Origin of the sequence: Litoribacter ruber, from assembly GCF_018449405.1 — a bacterium.
Classification (GTDB): Bacteria; Bacteroidota; Bacteroidia; order Cytophagales; family Cyclobacteriaceae; genus Litoribacter; species Litoribacter ruber.
On record NZ_JAHCMY010000050.1, the window covers coordinates 1 to 455 of the forward strand.

1 protein-coding gene is annotated in these 455 nt (G+C 43.1%); it reads left to right on the forward strand.

Going from position 1 to position 455, the window contains the following annotated elements; all coding sequences use genetic code 11:
• Positions 1–455: Uma2 family endonuclease (locus tag KI659_RS18540; protein ID WP_213946881.1), on the forward strand; the 455-nt coding region annotated here is incomplete at both ends.

Consider the following 455-nt stretch of genomic DNA (forward strand, 5'->3'; position numbering starts at 1 on the left):
AGTTGGGACATGGAAGAAATGGTGGAAATAATTAAAGGCAAGGTGTACAAATGGACAGCGGCTCCGAGCAGCAAACATCAACTGGTGATTGGTGAGCTGATCTACGTGTTCAAAAAGTTTCTTAAGAACAAAAAATGCAAGCTATTTCCGGCTCCCTTTGATGTGCGCCTCCCAAAGAAATCCTTAAAGAATGAAGATATATTCACCGTAGTCCAACCCGACATTTGTGTCATCTGCGACAAAAGCAAGTTGGATGAGGCCGGATGTGTGGGGGCACCCGACCTAATAGTAGAAGTCCTTTCCCCAAGCAACAACAAAAAAGACCTGAAAATCAAATATAAACTCTATCAGGAACACGGAGTAAAAGAATACTGGATACTTCACCCCATTGCCCAAACCTTAATCATTTACACACTTGAAAACGGAAAGTACCTAGCCTCCCGACTTTTTGGTGC